Origin of the sequence: Actinomadura sp. J1-007, assembly GCF_009793335.1 — a bacterium.
In the GTDB taxonomy this organism is placed as follows: Bacteria; Actinomycetota; Actinomycetes; order Streptosporangiales; family Streptosporangiaceae; genus Spirillospora; species Spirillospora yumaensis.
This window is the reverse complement of sequence record NZ_WING01000001.1, coordinates 5,580,577-5,597,549: the sequence shown is the minus strand read 5'-3', so window position 1 is coordinate 5,597,549 and position 16,973 is coordinate 5,580,577. Positions and strand designations below refer to the sequence as shown.

Here is a 16,973-nt window from a genome sequence, read left to right as displayed (position 1 = left end):
CACAGTGCACCACCCTCATAGAGCCCGTTGCCCAACAACCAGGCGAGTAGTTTCGTCGCAGCTCAAGCGTAGTGACACAGTTCTCGGCACCGACACGGTGACTGTGAATTACCCGGTACGGCCAGTCGCAGTCAGGTGTTTCCCTGCGGAATGTCAGTGGCAGAGTGAAGAATGTGAGGTCCCTTCTATCTTAGGGCTTACTTCAAGGCATCTTGAGAGGTAGCGGATGAAAGCCGAAGAGACCACCCTCCGTAAGTTGATTGGTGGTGAGCAGCAGTTCGTTGTTCCGCTCTACCAGCGCACTTACTCGTGGGGGTTCGGCCAGCTCGACACGTTGTGGACGGACGTGGAGAACCAGGCGCGGGCGCTGGCGGCCGACCTGCCCTCGTCCCACTTTCTCGGCTCGACGGTGCTCGCGCCCGGCCCTGAGCTCAGCCCGTCGATATCCCAGTGGGTCGTGGTGGACGGGCAGCAGCGGCTGACCACGCTGATGATCGCGTTGTGCGCCCTGCGCGATCACATGGCGGCCGAGGACCCCATGCACGTCGAGCGGATCAACGAGCTGCATCTGATCAACAAGTTCAAGCAGGGCTCCATGCGCTACCGTCTGCTGCCCACGCAGGTCGATCGCGCCGCGATGATCGCGTGCATCGACGGGAACCACGACGGGCCCATCAGCGGCGCGATCGGCGACGCCTACAAGTTCTTCCGCAGCAAGCTCGTCGATTTCGACGATCCCGCCGATCCGCACAAGGTCGGCCGGATCGAAGAGGTGATCCTCGATCGTCTGGCGCTCGTCCAGATCGTGGTGGAGAAAGGCGATAACGCGTTCCGGATCTTCGAGTCGCTCAACAACACCGGACTGCCGCTCAGCCCGGTCGACCTCATCCGCAACTACGTCTTCATGTGCCTGCCCACGCGCGGCGAGGAAGTGTATCACAAGTACTGGTTCCCGTTCCAGGAACGGCTTCGGCGCGAGCACGGGACCAAGGCCCTGGAGACGCTCATGTATCAGGTGCTGGTCCTGAACCGGGGCGAGGAGGCCACCTACGCCGACACCTACCTCGGTCACCAGGAGATGCTGCGGGAGGCCACCGGTGACGAGGCCGCGGTCGAGGCGTACGTCGCCGAACTGGCCCGCCGCGCCCGCCACCTGGAACTGGTCCTCGATCCGGCCAAGGAGCAGCACACCTCCACCAGGAAGCACCTGGCGTTCCTGAACGAGTGGCGCGCGACCACCGCCTACCCCGCCATCATGCGGCTGCTGGAGTTGCGGGAAGACGGCGCCGCCTCCGACGAGGAGGTGGCCTCGGCGCTGTCGTACATCGAGAGCTTCCTCGTCCGGCGAATGATCACCGGCGTGACCACGAAGAACCTGAACCGCATCTTCCAGCGGCTGCCCGGACGGCTGTCGGGGGATTCGGTGGCGGAGACGGTGCGCGCTGAACTGTCCCCCGTACGCCAGTACTGGCCCACCGACGAGGAACTACGAGACGCGATCCGTACCAACGCCTTCTACTGGAGGGGCCAGGCCGGTCAGCGCAAGCTGGTGCTGCGGCGTCTCGCGGAGACCTTCAACGGTGGTGAGCCGGTCCTTCTCACCTCCAAGAAGATCACCATCGAGCACGTCATGCCTCAGCACCTGACCGACGCCTGGCGTGCGGAAGTGTCGGTCGATGGCGAAGACCCGGCCAGAACGCACCGGGAACTGGTCCACACCCTCGGCAACCTGACGCTCACGGCGTACAACTCCGAACTCGGAGACATGCCCTACGAGGAGAAGCGCACGCGGCTCGGTCAGACGGGTATCGCCATGACCCACGCCATCGTGCAGCAGGAGCGATGGAGCCGGGCAGAGATACTGGCCCGCGCGGATGACCTCGCCGATCGCGCCATCGCGCTGTGGCCGGGACCGGACGAGCAAGCCCGCGGCGCAACTCCACGACGCGACTGGACGCTGTTGCACGACGCTGTAGCCGCGATCCCGTTCGGCACATGGACGACCTACGCCGAACTCGCCGAAGTGGCCGGCTCCGCACCCATGCCAGTGGCCGTGCACCTGTCGACGACTCCTCTGCCCACCTCCCATCGAGTGCTCCCCTCCGACGGAACCGCACCGAAGGAAGACAGCCGGTCGGGCGATGAGGACGCGCTCAGCACTCGAGAAATCCTGGCCGGGGAGGGCGTCCATTTCGATGAGAACGGGCAGGCGGCTCCGAACCAGCGGATCACCGCCGTGGAGCTTGCTGAGCTGCTCCAGCTTCCGGATGGTATGGAGTCGCCGCCGTCACAAACCTACGACGTCGATCCCTCCACGCTCACAGAGCACCAGCACCGTTTCTACAGGCAACTCGGGGAACGCGGCGGCCCCGATGTCGCCCGCGCGGTCTCCGAGGTGATCGACTGGTGGACCGAACACGTGGGGACGTTCTGGTACGGCTCCTCCGCCACTGGACGGTGCACGCCCTACATTCATGCCAGCAGCACCGATTACTGGCTGCTGCACCTCTACCCCGAGGTCACAGAAATCCCCTTCACGTCCCTCAAGCTACGCGCACCGTTCGACGACCCGGAAAAGCGTGAGGAACTGCGCAGCCGACTCAACGACGCTCCCGGGGTCGAGATCCCGGAATCGAAGCTGGATCTACGCCCCAACTTCCCCAACTCGCTCCTCACCGACGACGGCGCCTTGGACATACTGATCAGCACACTCGACTGGTTCGTCCACGAGGTGAAGAAGCACGAGACGAGCTAGAGGCGGCGGCTGGTGCGGCCTCTTCAACTGGCGCAGCCCCCGCAGGGAGACATCAGTCGTCCTGGCAGCCATCAAATTCGCGTCGGTGCCGGTGCCGAATACCCGCGTCACCAGCTCTAACCTGCGGGTTCGGTGGACATGACCAACGGCCCCACGGGCACGTCCTGGGTCCTCATGTTCGCTCGCCGACGCGGACTGGGACATCATCATCGGTTTCGTCCTGCCAGACGCGAGGCGGATGGCCGAGGGCGCGACTGGTCCACCTTCCGGTCGGCATGGTGTGGGTCTGCGCTCGCAAGCGATGCCCCGGAAACAGAGCGCCTCTCCCTTCGCCGAAGGAGGCGGCGGGGACCTTTATGAATACCGAGTCGCGGCCATCCTGCTCGCCCCTTTGTTCGCCCGGTTCGGGCACGTCATGAGGCCGGTGCTGACTCCTGGCCAGGCGGCCCGTCAGCGGGCAGCGGCCCATAGTGCGTGGACCCCACCCGGCTGGTGAAGTCCTTGATGAAAACGTCGTCGCTTGCGCGGTCGCGGACTAAAGCTTGTCCCATGGCTGTGGAGACCGGGTCGGGCGGAACGTTGAATTGGCTCTGCTCGCCAGGCCGTTTCAGGTAGGTCACCGGCTGCCGTGCCACGCGCAGCGCGACGTCCTGCCCGTGGTCGTCGGTGATCAGCGCGAGCGCCAGGTCCAGGCACGCGCTCAGCCCGGCGCCCGTCCATACGTCGCCGTCGCGGATGGAGGCCGGGTCGGTGTCGGGTACTCGGCGGCCGGTGGAGTAGTGCGTCGTAGTCGGCCCCTGAACGACCGGTTCGTGGCAAAGTGGCGGAATGCCTGGCGCGCGGTACGGGATGGATGCGCCCTACGGGTTCGGCTTCGTGGGCTTGGTCGTGCTGGGGTTCTGGGTGACCGGGCTGGTGATGGCGGTCACCGCCGATCTGGCCGCCGCGCTGCCCGCGCTGGTCTCCGGCACCCTGCTGGCGGGATGCCTGGCCCTGAGCCTGCATGCCACGCTGCGCGGCAAGTTCCTGGTCTGGCGGGACGTGCTGGACGAGCTGGACCTGCGTGGCGACGAACGGCTGCTCGACCTCGGCTGCGGACGCGGCGCCGTCCTGCTGGCCGCCGCCCGGCGCCTCCCGCGGGGCCGAGCGGTCGGCGTGGACCTGTGGCGCGGACGGGACCAGTCCGGCAACACCCCGGCGGCGACCCTGCGCAACGCCCGCGCCGAAGGCGTCGCCGACCGCGTCCACGTGCAAGGGGGTGACCTGCGCAGACTCCCGTACGCGGAGGCGAGCTTCGACCTGGTCGTGTCCAGCCTGACGGTGCACACCATCTTCGGCGCGGACGCCCGCGCCCAAGCGATCGCCGAGGCGTACCGGGTGCTGCGGCCGGGCGGCCGCCTGCTGATCGCCGACCTGGCGCGGACCCCCCGTGAGTACGCCGCGGTGCTGGCCCAGCTGAACGCCCAGGACATCCGCGTGCGCGGCCTCGGCTGGCGCGCGTGGTGGGGCAGTCCGTGGGTCCCGACCCGCCTGCTCACCGCCCGCAAACCAGCCACCCCGTGAACGCATCTCTCACCGGAGAGGGTCAGGAGATGGTGGGGACGATGATCTCCAGAAGACTTGGTTCGGAAGTTCGGTCGGCGAAGATCCTCAGTCTGAACGGGGCGGCGCCGACGTCGACGGTGATCCTGTTGAGGCCCTCGACGTCGCGGACGGCGAGGCTGCCGCTCTCGGTCACGAACTCCGCGTCGTAGTACTCGACGGGCAGGACCGAGCCCCCGTCGCCTTCGAACACCGCCACGGTCGTCAGACCGTCCACGGCGTGCAGCACCTGAACCACGACCCTGCTCCGCGACGCAGCCACCGGGAGCTCGTCCATGTACAGGAAGCCGTCCATCCCCAGCTCAGGGTCCTCGATGAACAGGACCCCGTTGGACGCGGCGATCTCCAGGGACGCCAGTTTCTCCTTCATCGTCACCTCAACGGATCTATGCAGGCAGGCGTCTGAGAACCTGCCGAAACCCGCCCCGCAAACAAAGCTGCGGGCACCGCAGAAAAAGCTGCGGCATCACAACGCTTGACAACCTGCCATCGGCTCACTGCGCCCGAAGCCCGTCCCAGCCTCAAAGTAGCTTGAGTCGTCCTCAGGAGGTGCCGGGCTCAGAGTCGGTAGCGCCAGCCAGTTGCTGATGGCGGCGGCGGCATGGCGATGTCGACAGGCCCCCTGGCTCCCGCCTCTCGGGCATGACTTCGTCTGGGCACCGCTAGGGGCGGTAGGCCAGGTCGATCAGGCACTGCTTGCGACGTAGCACGACGCTATATATCGTCACGATGTATCGGCTCGATATATCTGGATGCTCTACCCAGCTGAGGTGGGGAGTTGCGATGAGGCGGATCGACTACGACATCGAGCAGCATCAGGACTACGCGCGTGGCCGTGCGCTGTCCCGGCAGCAACTACAGACATGGCTCAGTGCCTTCGCCGCGGTGCTGCCCGAGCAGCGCCCACTGGTGGGGCTGGACGTCGGTTCGGGGACCGGCAGGTTCACTCCCGCGCTCGCGGACGCCTTCGGGCGGGTCACCGGCGTCGAGCCATCGGTCCGCATGCGTGAGATAGCAGAGACGCAGTCCGCGCATCCCGAAGTGCGGTATCTGGCGGGCTCCGCCGAAGACATGCCCGTCCCGGCCGGCGCAGCCGACTACGCCCTTATGGTCTTGTCCTGGCACCACGTCCAGGACAAGCCGCAAGCGGTCCGCGAACTCGCCAGGGTGCTCAAACCCGGCGGGCGGCTACTCCTGCGCGCACACTTCCGCGACCACGCTCCCAATCCCTGGTGGCTGGAGTACTTCCCCCGCGGTTACGAAACAGACGCCGCGCTGTTCCAGCCGCTGCACGAGGTCATCGCGATGTTCACCTCAGCCGGCTGGCGCGTCGCCCACTTCGGAACGGTGACCGAGCCGTCCTGCGGAACCCGCGCCGCCATGCTCGAACGACTGCGCCTCCGCACTTTCTCCTTCTTCGCTCAACTCGGGCCCGACGAGCTAGAGATGGGGTTCCGCCGCCTGGAACAGGCCGTCGCCGCCGATCCCGACGCACCAGCACCTGTCTTCGCTGAGCCACTACTCACGCTCGAACGGCGCCGCTAGCCTGCCCACGACCTGCACACCTTGGTCCGGACGGCCGGCCGACCGCCACTGGAACGGCCAGGCAGCGGATCCCAGGCCACACCCCCTCCCCCGCCCGCCAGCGGCGCATCAGCACAGACACTTGACGTCGCGAGATCCCCAGTTCCACCGCCACCCGGTCGGCAATCTCCGTGCCGACCCTCTGCTCCCGCGCCGGAGCGCCGATCATCTCAGCGTGCCGAGCCGTCACCGACCTCTCCTCCCCCGGGGCCGTCAGCACACCCGGCTCAGCAACCCCGCGCCCTCGTCGGCCAATGCCGCGACCTCACGTTGTGCGCAGGAGTACGGACGCCAACCGGCGGTAATGCGCGATCAGGAAGATCCGGACTCCCTTGCACGCGACCCCGCAGCCCCAGGGCGGTTGGGCACGCGGCTACGGCAAGCGACGTCCGGCGCCGGTTCGCTGCGCTCGCAGGGCCGGTCGTTTCTGGGAGCGGGGCCACTGCGTCCAGGAGTCGACGGGGCGGGGCGGTTTGAGCGTCACAGCGGGCCGGGCCGTCACGTCGAGCGGATCCAACGTGGTGCGTGGATTTTCCAATGATTGGAACTTCCATGTACTGTGGGGGCATGGATGATCGGCAACTGACCGAAGAGCTTTACGACTGCCTGTTCGCGATCCGTACCCGGGTGCATGCCGAGCTCAAGGAGCTGGCCCGGGAAGCGGGGCTGACCGACACTCAGGCCGACGCGCTGTGGAGGCTGAGCCGCGGGCCGGAGATGACCGCGCGCCGCCTGGCCGACCTCTTGCAGTGCGACGCCTCGACCGCCACGTCGATGATCGACCGACTGGAGAAGCGCGGCCTGGTCCGCCGTGTGCCCCACCCCGTCGACCGCCGCGCGAAGGTCATCCAGCTCACCGCCGAGGGGTGCGCGCTGCGCGATCGCGTCGTCCAGCACACCACCGAGCACTCACCCTTCGCCCTCCTTGACCGCGAGAGCAGGCTGCGCCTGCACGCGCTTCTCCGCGAAGTGATCGACGGTCCCCGCCCGGCAGGTGGGGCCGCCGGCGCCGAGGAGTCCGGGAGGGAGCAGCAATGAACAGCGGGACCACGGTCATCACGGGCGGAGCCTCGGGCCTGGGCCTGGTGACGGCACGCCACCTGGTCAAGGCCGGCCAGAGCGTCGTCCTCGTCGGCCGGGACGCGGCGCGCACCCAGGCCGCTGCCGACAGCCTGCGCGGCCTGGCTCCGGCGGACAGTGACGCGCCATCGCCGAGAACGTATACCGCTGACCTGGAACAGTGGTCGCAAGTGCAGGCGCTGGCAGCGGAACTGGCCGCCGACAAACATTCGGTGGACGTCCTCATCAACAATGCGGGAGCGGCGTTCTCGCGTTACGAGATGACGCCGGACGGGGTGGAACGCACCTACGCGCTCAATCACCACGCCCCGTTCCTGCTCACCCACGCCCTTCTGGCCGAAGGGGCATTCACGCTCGAAGCGCGGATCATCAACTTGTCGTCGTTCGTGGAAAAGCGCGGCAAGCTCGATGCCACCGATCCGGACGTCGCGGGAACATCGTGGAGCAAGCGTTTCTACAACCAGATGAACGTCTACGCGACGAGCAAACTCGTCAGCCTCCTGGCCTCGCGAGAACTCGCACACCGCCTGCCGGACGGCATGAGCCTGTACAACGCCAATCCCGGCATGGTCAAGGGCACCGCAATCAACAGCAACGCTGGCGGGCTGATGCGGCTGACCGCCCCGCTGTTCCGTCCGTTCGCCATTACCCCGGATGAAGGTGTGCGGACTCCGGTCTGGCTCGCCAGCGCCTCGCTCGCACCGCGCCCCAGCGGCGGTTTCTTCAGCGAGTCCCGGCCGGACATCCCTTCGCGCCGGGCGCTGAACGACGCTCTCGCCCGTACCGTCTACACCAAGACCGCAGCCCTTCTCGGGGTCGAGCCCCTCACCAGGTAGGGCCGTCCCGGAACGGGTTGTCACGCCAGGGTTGCGGCTGCCCCGTTCCGCGGGGTCCTCGGGCCGAGGCGACTTGGTGATGGAAGAAGCGCGCAAATGTGCGTCCCTCGTTTTTCTTTAGGCTTGCAGGCCGCTTGGGTGGGCGTCAGCGACAAGCCCGAGAACGATGTTGTGCTCCAGCAGCGCCTTGAGGGCGCTGATCAGGAATGTGAAGCCGCCGGTGGAGTCGGTTACGTAGCGGACGAGTTCGTCGCCGGTTCCGGTGAACCCGCTTTCGATGACTTGGACGTAGGTGGTGTCGTCGGGCATGGGGATGAAGCGGAACTCGACCGTGGTGGGGTTGTCGGGGGTGTAGTTGCCCCAGGTGAAAACGATCCGGCTGTCTTCTTCTACCTCTTTGACCGAGGCTCGGGTCGACGCACCGTACATTTCCCATTCCCAGGTCAGTTCGGCGCCGGGGGTCATCTTCCCGCTGCTTTTGGTGTACCAGATCTTGCTCGTGACGGCAGGGTCCGCGATGGCCTGGAACACCTCGCGGGCGGGGCGGCGGATGAGCATGCCCACTTTTGCCGAGGGAACCGTGGTGAGTTGGAGCGTGCGGGTGGACATGCGCTAGTTCTCCTTTCGCGGTGCGGCGGTGAGGGTTTCGCCGGTCTCCAGCAGGGTCTTGAGGCCGGCCAGGATGGACGGCCAGCCCTGGCTGACGCTTTCGAGCACGACGCTGCCGGGCTCGAAATCGTCGTGGATGACCGTCAACTTGACGATCGGGCCATCGGGTTCGATGTCGAAGCTCACCTTTGACCGGCGCTCGCTGGCGGCTCGTGCGAGAAAGTCGTCGCTGATCCCGTACGTGTCGGCCCACTCGCGGGTGAAGGTGTGCCAGGTATAGGCGAGCCGGCGGTAGGGGTCGGATTCGAGAACGACTTGATCCGGGTCGGCTATCTCCACCCCGCTCGCCTCCAACCTGACCGTGATCACCGACCCCACCCGCCAGTCGCTCTGCAAAGCCGTCCCCCAGTAGCGGATGGTGAACGCGGGGTCGGTCAGGGCCTGCCAGAGCCGTTCGGGCGTGGTCTTGATGTAGGTGGTGTAAACGAACTGGGTGCCGGTCACCGGCGTCTCCTCCAGGGCTCTCTTCAAATCCGCCAGGGCTCGGACCCGGTCACGGTCGTAATTGCTGATCCAGCGCTCGGCGATTTCGTTGATGGGTGCGGCGTTCAGGAAGTGAAGCTTTTCCCGTCCTCGCCGCGCCGTCGTGACCAGTTCGGCCGACTCCAAGATGGCCAGGTGCTTGGTCACCGACTGGCGGGCCATGCCCAGCCCCGCGCACAGCTCCCGCAGGGTCTGCCCGTTGCGCTGGTTCAGCCGGTCCAGCAGCGTCCGGCGGCTGGGATCGGCCAGCGCCTTGAAAACAGGGTCCATGCCTCCCCACCCGTTAGGCAGCCGATTGGCTGCCTAATCGGATACAAGCAGCCAATCGACTGCCTGTCAAGGCGCTCACCGGCGGCCCCGGGATGCGATCGGTGATCTCGTCCCCGAGATCGACGGGCCTGTCCGGGCGTTCGCGGCCGCGACCGAACCGGCCGAGCCACGCCTCAGAGCCGTGCCGCTCCAACTGACCGCCGACGACGTCTGCAACGTGTTAACCGGCGGCATGCCCTACGGCGGCTCCGGTACCTCGCCAGTCTCATCGTCGGCAGCGGCGACCCCATCCCGGGTACTCCGCGGTCTTGCCCGACCCGATCCCGTACGGACGGGTTGGGGTGAAGCAGCGCGTAAGGAAAGCCTCGGCGGCCGCCTGCACGGTCAGCGCCTTCCCGTCGGCAACTGGGCGACTCAGCCTGTCCGTACCGCCCTCTCCGAAGCCGTACTACAGATAACAAGGCCCCTTCGCGTCTGGGGTTCCGGCACGTCAGCCCGGGTCGCGATCAGCGCTGCCACAGATAGGAGAGCGTCATGCGTGGCTAGACCAGTGAACGTTCGCAGGGCTCGGCGTCGGCCGCATTGGACCGATGGACGGCGGTAACTCCGGCCGCGTGGCTCACTATCGCCGTTGGCCGATCGGTTGCTGCTCAAGGGTGAAGAACCGTTGGAAGCCGCTACGACGGTGTGGGTTATCCTGACCGGAACTTATTGACGGAGACGAGTAGCCGCAGATCACGCGGGTGGAGAGTGCCGCCGGTAGCTGGGGGCCCGGATCGAGGGTGTCGAAGACGTGATGGCGTTCGAGGAGGAGATGCTCGCCCACGCCCTGGCCAGAGTCGCGGTCGTCCACGGCCATCAGATCACTGAAACCTCCGGCGTCTCGTTGCCCGTTCCCCGGACGCCGTTTCCACGGAGCCCGCTGGCTGAGGCCACCGTGCTGCTGCGTAAGCGCGGCTGAGACCCCGCCCACGCCAAGCAGGACCTCGAGCCCGAAGGGGAACGAATGCTGTCGGCTCTCGTCCAGGAGCAGCATGGGCACGAGTTCGTCTTCGTGACCGGCTACCCGACCGGCATCCGCCGCTTCTACCACATGCGCTCCGACTCCGACCCGCAGAAGACGCTGAGCTTCGACCTGCTGTGGAAAGGACTGGAGGTCACCACCGGCGCCCAACGGGAACACCGCCACGACCGGCTCCACGCCAAGCCGCGGCCAAGGGCATGCGCGCCGAACCGCTGCGCGGCTACCTGACCGCCTCCCGGTTCGGCTGCCCGCCGCACGGCGGCCTTGGCCTGGGGCTCGTCCGGCTGCTGATGGTGCTGCTGGGTCTGGACTCCCTCCGTGAAGCGGTCTTCCTGTTCCGCGGACCGAGCCGGCTGTCGCCCTCGCCTAGAGCCGCAGGCTCGTCAAAGCCCGGCTCGCCTGTCGGCGTGCTCGTGAAGGCGCCTGAACGTGAAGTTCCAGGTGCCCCGCGGGTTCGCTCCTGTACGTGATGATGGTCCGTCATCACGTACAGGAGCTCTGAACGGTCACGGCCAACATGCGGGGTCGCCACGTTGTGGGACGGACGCGGTCCGGCAACCTGGAACCGCAATGGGGCCGCGGTGGCCTCTGGCTAGGCTGATGCACTGCCAAGGAGCGGGGGTCCGCACCATCGGTACCGCCCAAGAGCCCTCCCCGCCCGAGCGGTGGGCCCGCGGCTTCGGGCCGCTCTCGCATGGGTCGTCCACGTTGGCCGTCACGCAACGTACAAGCGTCGACTTCCACTCAAAGTTTCTCAACTCCCATATCGGTGGGCAATGGTCGGGCCTTTTGCGTGGCGGCCTCGACGTTGCCCTGCGGCCTGTGGTTACGCTTCGGCTTGAGGTCGTTGAACCTTTTCTTGGCACGCGGTGTGGCCTTTACGGCAACGATGCCCACCACGATCCCCACCGAGACACATACGGCCGCGCCGGCCTTGATCGCGTTTTCGGCCGGGAAGAGCGCGGCATGTGTGACGAGCGTGTCGACATCATTTCGCGCGAGCGCGCTGCTGCCTCCAGGAGTGCTCGACTGCGACAGATGCGTACCGGACGGATACTCGGCCCACATCAGGCGCCGGACCGTCCCGAGCAAATCATCAGAAGCCATGGGGAAACTGTAGCGACCACCGCCGACGGCCCGCGAGTGCGCGATCACGGCGATTTCCCGTTGCATCCACCACAACTCGCGCCGTTATCGCCTGGTGGTTGTCGCCTCATCTGAACGCGGCCTAGAGTAGGCAGGTCAGGTGCCGCTCGCCGGTCCTGACGGCGTCTCCCGGGTGAGCAGGCCCGTGGTGCCTTCAGCGGGCTCGATCCGCCATCCACGCGGCAGTCCGTGCGACTGGTTCCTGTTCGCCACGGTGGCGGCATCCAGGCTGACCCCGGCTTCGAACCTTGTGTCACCAAGTGCGACCGTACGGGAGAAAGCCGCCCTGTTGAAGCTGGCTGGACCGGAGAAGGACGCCCCACTGAACTCGGCGTAGCCGGAGAAAGTCGCCCAGACGAAATCGGCGGCACCGGTGAGAGATACCCCGCGTCGAGAGAAGGACGCTTTTTCGAACGAGACGCCACCCGAGAAGAACGTCTCGCTGAACTGTGCGCCACCGGAGAAACACGTCCCGACGAACCAGGCGTCGGCTGAAAAGGACGCCTTGTAAAATCTGGCTTCGCCGGAGAAGGAAGCCCCGGTGAACCAGGCGCTACTGGAGAAAGACGCCCTCTCGAACCCGGCGATGCCGGAGAAGGACGCCCCGGTCAACCTGGCTGCCCCGACGAAGGTGGCTGAGGAGAAGTCGGCGTCGCGCACACGGCAGTCGGCCAAGGTGAAGTCGGTGAGGGTGGCGCCCGTAAGGTCCAGGGAGACATCCTGCCAGTGCGCCTGGGCGTCGGGTTGCAGGTGGGTGTGCAGGATGCGCTGGGCGGTGAGGCGTACTTGGAGTTCCTCACGCAAGTCGATGCTGGACGGCTCGGCGGGGGCGGCGCCGGTGGTGCGAGTGGCGTGGTAGCGGCGCGCGGCGCGGCGCTGACTGTCGGACGGGCCTGGGGAGGCGCCCACCGGCTCGTAGGGCATGCGCAGGTAGGCGCAGATGATGTCGACGACGGTCTGTCGGTGCCCGGGGTTGCTGTTGGCCAGACGCCGCAGGGTGTACAGCGCGGCGAGCCGGACCGGGGCCTTGGCCGAGGCCAGTTGTTCGGCGGCGGCGTTGTACAGCTCGGTGATCCGCCGTTCGGCGGCGTCCAACTCGCCCAGCGCGGTCGCCAGCTCAGCGTGGCGTTGACGCCGGAACGCCAGCATCAACCCGACCGCAGCGGCCGCACCGCCGCCGGCGGCCAGCCCGGTTCGCACCGCGTCCACCCGCACCCGGGCCCGCTCGGTCCCCGCCTTGGCATCGTCGGCGACCTCCAGCAGCCACGCGGTCGTCACCCAGATCGCCAACGCCGCCGCACCCGCCGCGGCCAGCATCCAGAACCCCGCCGCCAGCGGACGCACCCGCAACGCCCGCCCGTCCCGCCGTTCTCGCACGCCTGCCCAGTACCGCCGCGCCGACTCCAGCCCACGCCCGGTTCGTCCTGCCATATCCGGTCAGTCAATGACACCGGCGGTAGCGGCCGCTGCCGGTTGGCCACAACAGGACGGACCGGGCGGCGGGACGTCCACCCCCGGCGGGTAGTGGCCGACCGGCGGGCGGCCTGGGGAGGTGGGCAGCCCCGGCCCGCCCGGTGAGTTCCGCGGGTACGTAGCGCCGGTCAGCAGCTGCCAGCGGCGGAGTTGTCGCGGGTGTTGGCTCGGAACTGGTTGTGGCAGCCGGGGATGTAGGCCGCGTTGCGAAAGCTGACGGATAGCGGCACGGCGGGGGCGAGGGTTTGGGACGGTCATGGTGACCGCGATCCGCTGCGGGACAGCCGAGTTAAGGGAGATCATTCGCAGCGTCCTGGGGCGCCGGCGGGACCGCCGAGACGAATCTCCATGAGGGCTGCATGGCGTTCTGACCGGTTCGGCTCTTCCTCAAGGGTTGGGGGCGTTGACTGGAGGCGATCTGGGGGGCGAGGTCGTCGGCGTGGGCGGTACGGATGCGGTACGGGTCGTATGCGAGGTGGCCGAGTGGCCGGTGTCGGCTGCGGGCTCGGGCGGCGTGGTCGGTCAGGTCTCGGGGGTCGCTGGGCGCGGGCGGCGGAATGGGGGGCGTTGATGCTCCGGTGTGGCTATGGGGTGACTTGTCGGGTTGGTGGGGCGGGTCAAGGATGGGCGGATGATCCTGCACCGGCGGTACGGCGGGGAGACGGACGCTCTCACCGAGATCAAGGACGATCTGGAGTTGCGGGAGACGGTCCTGACGCTGGATCCGGCGGGGGTGCGGTCGGGGACGTTCGACAGTGACGTGAACGTCGTGCGGGCGGTGCGTCCGCCGGGCGTCAACTACGTGATCGGGCACGGCGCGCTCGGGATGATGCAGGACCAGATGGCCAACGAGGCCGAGTTCGCCAAGCACCTCGTCGCACGGGGATTGCAGCGCGGGGACGAACTCGTGCTGGTCGTGTGCAGTACGGGGCGGCCGGGGGGTGCGGCCGAGCGGATCGCCGATGCGCTCGGGGCACTCGGCGTCACCGGAGTGAAGGTGACGGGACCTCGGGAGTTCGTGCACTGGACCAGGCAGGGGCCGCTGCTGGTGAAGACGTATCCGAAGAAGAGCAAGGACCAGTCGGCGGCGGAGCGGGCGTACACCGCGGCCGAGGACAAGGCCTGGGCCCGGTACGTCAACTACCTCAAGGCATGTTCGATCAAAGCGATGCGGGCCGGGTTTCCCAGAAGCGAGCAGGCGGTCTGCGAACGGATCGTGGCATTCGGCCGGAGCCGCACCGGGCAGAACCTTGTCGACTTGCAGAAACACCTTTCCAACGTGGAACGCAGGGTCAACACGGAAGCCGCGCTCGCCAACATCGTCGAGCAGGCCACTCCCAACTACCAACGCGACGCCCAGGGCAAGGTGATACGGGAGACGTCCCACGAGATCTGGTCGTCGGACCTGCGCAGCCTGATGACCGATCTATGCGGGATCGTCGGTCCGGTGGCCGGCGAGCAGAAGGCGGAGGGCCGGGTCGCCAAGGCCCGCAGGGCGCTTCGCGACACGCTCACGGCGCGCTGGCAGGCGTACAGCGACGGCTACTACGGCGAATTGCGGAGGCTGATCGACCCGAGCACCCGGAGCGAGTGGGTGAGCTACACCAGCGCCGTCAACGTCGTCGCGGCCCCGGTCACTCTGCTGCCGCCCACCACGCAGGTCCTGCGGACGGCCGAGGAGACCGCCGCCGCCGAGACCGATGACGCCACTCCCCTCGACCAACTCCTCCGCGAACTCGATGACCTCTTCTGATCCCGGTGTCCAGGGCAGCTATCACCGGCTTCTGACTTAGTCGACCGTCGTGGGACATCTCGTTTGGTGGGCAGGCGATAACAGATCAGGCGATGGTGATACCGGACATGCGCGTGGTCGTTAGTGTCCTGGATTATGGCTTCGTCCTCTGATGCCGGTGATGTTCCGGACGCTCCCCCATCCAGCGCGGGACCGCCTAACGCGCCGGTCGATCCGTCCGCCTTTCCGGTGGTACGGCCGCCGTGGAGCCGCCTTGCGGTGGCGGCGCTGGTGTTCGGGATCGTCGGCGGGGTGGTGCTGGCGTTCGGGTTCGGCGTGGCGGCCTTGGTCCGGGTCCGTCGCCGCGGTGGCCGCGGCGCTGGTCTGGCGATCGGCGGGATGCTGGCCGCGATGGCTTGGACCACCGCCCTTGTAGTGGGCGTGACGCTGGTGTGGTTCACCTCGGTCGGTGAGGGCGGCGAGGGGTCGTCCTATCCCAGGGTCGGTGAGTGCTTCGACATGCCGAGCGGACGGCAGACACCCGACGACACCGTCCTGGTTCCGTGCGAGAAGGGGCACGAGGCCGAGCTGGTCGCCGCGGTGCATCTGCCCAAGCGGCGGCGGCCGGCGGCCGACGTGCTCAAGGAGATGAGCGACACGGCCTGCGAGGGGCGGGCGCGGGAGATGTTCCACACGGCCTCTCCGGTCGAGGACGGCCAGATCATCAGCCTGCCGCCGCGAAGGTCGGCGTGGCCGGGCGACCGCGAGGCCCGTTGTGCGGTGGCGGGCCCGTCGCCCCGCAAGCTGGTCGGGCGGCTCGCCGCGCGACCGTACGAGGTCCGGTTGTGGGCCGAGTTGCAGATCGGTGACTGCTTCGACGTGCGCGAGTCCTGGACCAGCGTGCGGCTCCCCGGTTGCACCAAGCCGCACGACGCCCAGCTCATCGGCCGGTTCATTCTCCCGGCGGACGTCCATCTGGACGACAGGCGGTCCAAGCCCGCGGCCAAGGCAGGCTGCGCTTCACGCATGGAGGCGCTGACGCGCGCCGATCCGGACATGGCGCGGCTGACCGGCCGGTTCCTACAGCCCCGTACCAGCGAGCACGCACCGCCTGACCGTGAGGTGTTCTGCTTCATCACCGCCGACACCGGTCGGGGGAAGCTGCGGCGGTCGATGTTGCCCGGCAGCACACCCGCCTGACGAATGCCGCCCCCCACTCCCGGCGCCTGCGACATAGGAGTACGCCGGGAGGCCCAACTGCTCGACAGCCACAGCGAGATCGCCACCACCGGTCACGGGATATTCGGCTTCCATGACGAAGGAGGCGACCACCCCGAGCCCCCGCCCCGGTACGGCGTCGAGTGGTACGCCTCCGGCATCGGCGCCGTTCACGTCTATCCCGCCTGCGAGGCCCCCGCGCCTGTGGGCGTGGAGTCGGGCGTGGTGAGGGGGTGGTTAGGGGGTTGTTAGGTAGTGGGTGGCTATTTCGTCGCTGGTGGTCAGCCAGACGTTGGGGTGGGTGGTGATGTACTCCAGGGCGCGGTCCAGGTAGCGGGCCCGGAACGGCTGGCCGATGACGAACGGGTGGAGGGCCAGGGCCATGACGCGTCCGCTGTCGGCGGAGTCGGCGTAGAGCTGGTCGAACTGGTCGGTGACGGCCTGGAGGAACTCGGGACCGGTGAAGCCGTTCATGGTGAACAGGCACAGGTCGTTCAGTTCGAGGGCGTACGGCACGCTCAGCATTCCGGGGACGTTCAGCCGGTACGGCTGGTCGTCGTTGGTCCAGTCCAGGAGGTACTCGACGCCGAGTTCGGACAGGAGCGCCGGGGTCTGGAACGTCTCGGTGAGCGCCGGGCCTAGCCAGCCTCGGGGGCGGTGGCCGGTGGCGTTCTCGATGGTGCCGACGATATCGGTGAGGAAGGCGCGTTCCTCGTCGGCGGACATGCCGGTCTGGAGGATCGAGTTGTTCTTGCCGTGCGCGAGCCACGCCCAGTCGCGTTCCCGTCCGGCCTCGATGATCTGCGGGTAGCGGACGGCGACGTCGGAGTTGAGCAGGACGCTGGGCCTGATCCCGTGGCGGTCGAAGATCTCGGTCAGCCGCCAAACACCCACGCGGGGCCCGTAGTCGCGCCACCCGTAGTTCAACGGGTCGGGCGCCAGGGCGGCCGTCGCCTCGTTGAGGCTTGTGGACGGGCGGTCGACGAGGAAGTGTTCGATGTTCAGTCCGACGTAGAACGCGACGCGGGCGTCGCCGGGCCATCGGATCGGCTTCCGTCCGACGATCGGGCTGTAGTCGAAGAGTTCGTTCTCCATTTTGGT

16 protein-coding genes are annotated in these 16,973 nt (G+C 67.5%); 10 read left to right on the top strand and 6 right to left on the bottom strand.

Annotated elements, in window-relative coordinates:
- Positions 1-226: 226 nt before the first annotated feature.
- Both GEV43_RS25530 and GEV43_RS25520 read left to right on the top strand, forming a co-directional pair.
- Positions 227-2,755 (top strand): DUF262 domain-containing protein, encoded by a 2,529-nt coding sequence (locus tag GEV43_RS25530; protein WP_160822874.1) that lies wholly within the window; start codon positions 227-229, stop codon positions 2,753-2,755.
- 828 nt (positions 2,756-3,583) lie between these two features.
- Positions 3,584-4,318: a class I SAM-dependent methyltransferase gene (locus GEV43_RS25520; protein WP_160822873.1), complete on the top strand. Its 735-nt coding sequence runs from the start codon at positions 3,584-3,586 to the stop codon at positions 4,316-4,318.
- Positions 4,319-4,340: 22 nt separating this feature from the next.
- Here the strand turns inward: GEV43_RS25520 and GEV43_RS25515 are convergent, their stop codons facing one another.
- Positions 4,341-4,727, bottom strand: coding sequence for a hypothetical protein (locus GEV43_RS25515; protein WP_160822872.1), 387 nt, complete (start codon positions 4,725-4,727; stop codon positions 4,341-4,343).
- Between the two features lie 413 nt (positions 4,728-5,140).
- Here GEV43_RS25515 and GEV43_RS25510 point away from each other — a divergent pair, with 413 nt between their 5' ends.
- The 3 genes from GEV43_RS25510 to GEV43_RS25500 all read left to right on the top strand — a co-directional run bounded on the left by GEV43_RS25510 (position 5,141) and on the right by GEV43_RS25500 (position 7,857).
- The gene (locus GEV43_RS25510; RefSeq protein ID WP_160822871.1) at positions 5,141-5,902 is read left to right on the top strand and encodes a class I SAM-dependent methyltransferase; all 762 of its coding nucleotides are present in this window, start codon (positions 5,141-5,143) and stop codon (positions 5,900-5,902) included.
- 606 nt (positions 5,903-6,508) lie between these two features.
- Positions 6,509-6,979: a MarR family winged helix-turn-helix transcriptional regulator gene (locus GEV43_RS25505; RefSeq protein ID WP_160822870.1), complete on the top strand. Its 471-nt coding sequence runs from the start codon at positions 6,509-6,511 to the stop codon at positions 6,977-6,979.
- Positions 6,976-7,857 carry an SDR family NAD(P)-dependent oxidoreductase gene (locus GEV43_RS25500; RefSeq protein ID WP_160822869.1) on the top strand — a complete coding sequence of 294 codons (882 nt, stop codon included), beginning with the start codon at positions 6,976-6,978 and terminating at the stop codon, positions 7,855-7,857. Before GEV43_RS25505 ends, GEV43_RS25500 begins: the two co-directional genes overlap by 4 nt.
- 117 nt (positions 7,858-7,974) lie before the next feature.
- On the opposite strand, the gene GEV43_RS25495 is transcribed toward GEV43_RS25500, so the two are convergent.
- Both GEV43_RS25495 and GEV43_RS25490 read right to left on the bottom strand, forming a co-directional pair.
- Positions 7,975-8,466, bottom strand: coding sequence for an SRPBCC family protein (locus tag GEV43_RS25495; protein WP_206681277.1), 492 nt, complete (start codon positions 8,464-8,466; stop codon positions 7,975-7,977).
- Positions 8,467-8,469: 3 nt separating this feature from the next.
- Complete coding sequence (locus tag GEV43_RS25490; RefSeq protein WP_160822868.1) at positions 8,470-9,279, bottom strand: metalloregulator ArsR/SmtB family transcription factor; 810 nt, start codon at positions 9,277-9,279, stop codon at positions 8,470-8,472.
- A 796-nt stretch (positions 9,280-10,075) separates the two neighbouring features.
- Between GEV43_RS25490 and GEV43_RS48260 the strand changes: the two genes are divergently transcribed.
- From GEV43_RS48260 to GEV43_RS56275, 3 genes are read left to right on the top strand one after another with little or no spacing between them, the layout of a single operon-like run.
- Positions 10,076-10,240, top strand: a complete 165-nt coding sequence (locus GEV43_RS48260) for a hypothetical protein (protein ID WP_206681276.1) — start codon at positions 10,076-10,078, stop codon at positions 10,238-10,240.
- Between the two features lie 45 nt (positions 10,241-10,285).
- Complete coding sequence (locus tag GEV43_RS48255) at positions 10,286-10,531, top strand: amino acid--tRNA ligase-related protein (protein ID WP_206681275.1); 246 nt, start codon at positions 10,286-10,288, stop codon at positions 10,529-10,531.
- Entirely contained in the window at positions 10,501-10,773 is a 273-nt protein-coding gene (locus GEV43_RS56275; RefSeq protein ID WP_206681274.1) for an amino acid--tRNA ligase-related protein, read from the top strand. Before GEV43_RS48255 ends, GEV43_RS56275 begins: the two co-directional genes overlap by 31 nt.
- Before the next feature lie 274 nt (positions 10,774-11,047).
- Here the strand turns inward: GEV43_RS56275 and GEV43_RS25480 are convergent, their stop codons facing one another.
- A complete protein-coding gene (locus tag GEV43_RS25480) occupies positions 11,048-11,410 on the bottom strand; it encodes a hypothetical protein (RefSeq protein ID WP_160822867.1) in 363 nt (120 codons plus the stop codon).
- 135 nt (positions 11,411-11,545) lie between these two features.
- The gene (locus GEV43_RS25475) at positions 11,546-12,766 is read right to left on the bottom strand and encodes a pentapeptide repeat-containing protein (protein WP_160822866.1); all 1,221 of its coding nucleotides are present in this window, start codon (positions 12,764-12,766) and stop codon (positions 11,546-11,548) included.
- Between the two features lie 787 nt (positions 12,767-13,553).
- Between GEV43_RS25475 and GEV43_RS25470 the strand changes: the two genes are divergently transcribed.
- Positions 13,554-14,675 (top strand): hypothetical protein, encoded by a 1,122-nt coding sequence (locus tag GEV43_RS25470; RefSeq protein ID WP_160822865.1) that lies wholly within the window; start codon positions 13,554-13,556, stop codon positions 14,673-14,675.
- Positions 14,676-14,933: 258 nt separating this feature from the next.
- On the top strand, positions 14,934-15,854 hold the full coding sequence (locus GEV43_RS25465) for a septum formation family protein (protein ID WP_160822864.1): 921 nt from the start codon (positions 14,934-14,936) through the stop codon (positions 15,852-15,854).
- A gap of 255 nt (positions 15,855-16,109) precedes the next feature.
- Here the strand turns inward: GEV43_RS25465 and GEV43_RS53980 are convergent, their stop codons facing one another.
- Complete coding sequence (locus tag GEV43_RS53980) at positions 16,110-16,967, bottom strand: polysaccharide deacetylase family protein (RefSeq protein WP_160822863.1); 858 nt, start codon at positions 16,965-16,967, stop codon at positions 16,110-16,112.
- Between the last annotated feature and the right edge of the window lie 6 nt (positions 16,968-16,973).

Bases quoted from the DNA above. Each gene is read 5' to 3' on its own strand.
- GEV43_RS25530 (WP_160822874.1), top strand. From the start codon at position 227: ATGAAAGCCGAAGAGACCACCCTCCGTAAGTTGATTGGTGGTGAGCAG.
- GEV43_RS25520 (WP_160822873.1), top strand. From the start codon at position 3,584: ATGCCTGGCGCGCGGTACGGGATGGATGCGCCCTACGGGTTCGGCTTC.
- GEV43_RS25515 (WP_160822872.1), bottom strand. From the start codon at position 4,727: ATGAAGGAGAAACTGGCGTCCCTGGAGATCGCCGCGTCCAACGGGGTC.
- GEV43_RS25510 (WP_160822871.1), top strand. From the start codon at position 5,141: ATGAGGCGGATCGACTACGACATCGAGCAGCATCAGGACTACGCGCGT.
- GEV43_RS25505 (WP_160822870.1), top strand. From the start codon at position 6,509: ATGGATGATCGGCAACTGACCGAAGAGCTTTACGACTGCCTGTTCGCG.
- GEV43_RS25500 (WP_160822869.1), top strand. From the start codon at position 6,976: ATGAACAGCGGGACCACGGTCATCACGGGCGGAGCCTCGGGCCTGGGC.
- GEV43_RS25495 (WP_206681277.1), bottom strand. From the start codon at position 8,466: ATGTCCACCCGCACGCTCCAACTCACCACGGTTCCCTCGGCAAAAGTG.
- GEV43_RS25490 (WP_160822868.1), bottom strand. From the start codon at position 9,279: ATGGACCCTGTTTTCAAGGCGCTGGCCGATCCCAGCCGCCGGACGCTG.
- GEV43_RS48260 (WP_206681276.1), top strand. From the start codon at position 10,076: ATGGCGTTCGAGGAGGAGATGCTCGCCCACGCCCTGGCCAGAGTCGCG.
- GEV43_RS48255 (WP_206681275.1), top strand. From the start codon at position 10,286: ATGCTGTCGGCTCTCGTCCAGGAGCAGCATGGGCACGAGTTCGTCTTC.
- GEV43_RS56275 (WP_206681274.1), top strand. From the start codon at position 10,501: ATGCGCGCCGAACCGCTGCGCGGCTACCTGACCGCCTCCCGGTTCGGC.
- GEV43_RS25480 (WP_160822867.1), bottom strand. From the start codon at position 11,410: ATGGCTTCTGATGATTTGCTCGGGACGGTCCGGCGCCTGATGTGGGCC.
- GEV43_RS25475 (WP_160822866.1), bottom strand. From the start codon at position 12,766: ATGCTGGCCGCGGCGGGTGCGGCGGCGTTGGCGATCTGGGTGACGACC.
- GEV43_RS25470 (WP_160822865.1), top strand. From the start codon at position 13,554: ATGATCCTGCACCGGCGGTACGGCGGGGAGACGGACGCTCTCACCGAG.
- GEV43_RS53980 (WP_160822863.1), bottom strand. From the start codon at position 16,967: ATGGAGAACGAACTCTTCGACTACAGCCCGATCGTCGGACGGAAGCCG.